The following is a 272-nucleotide window of genomic DNA, read 5'->3' as shown; positions in this document are numbered from 1 at the left end:
TGGGGTGGAGGAGTTTGCAAAGTACATCTCACTCTACAGTAGCAACTCGGAACGGCATGCTGATGACTTCGCCAAGCAGCTGCGCGAGGGGGCCGACAAATGAGCATCGCCACTTATCTCAATACCGGTTTAGCCATTCTTGGATGGGCATATATCATGGTTAAAACAGGCCAGTGGATTACCAAAAATGCTCTTAGGCAGTGGGACAAGCGTCGTAAGGAATCTCGCCGCCAGAAGGCTGTGAATGAGTTTTATGACGCCTTTGAGCTTAA

1 protein-coding gene is annotated in these 272 nt (G+C 49.6%); it reads left to right on the top strand.

Going from position 1 to position 272, the window contains the following annotated elements; genetic code table 11:
• Positions 1 to 99: 99 nt before the first annotated feature.
• Positions 100 to 272: DUF4752 family protein (locus K5R89_RS27280; protein ID WP_064184949.1), on the top strand; the 173-nt coding region annotated here is incomplete at its 3' end.

The sequence above is a fragment of the Klebsiella sp. TF21-TM genome (genome assembly GCF_019753495.1).
Lineage (GTDB): Bacteria > Pseudomonadota > Gammaproteobacteria > Enterobacterales > Enterobacteriaceae > Klebsiella > Klebsiella quasipneumoniae.
The sequence above is the reverse complement of the archived record's forward strand: the minus strand, read 5'-3'. Positions and strand labels throughout refer to the sequence as shown.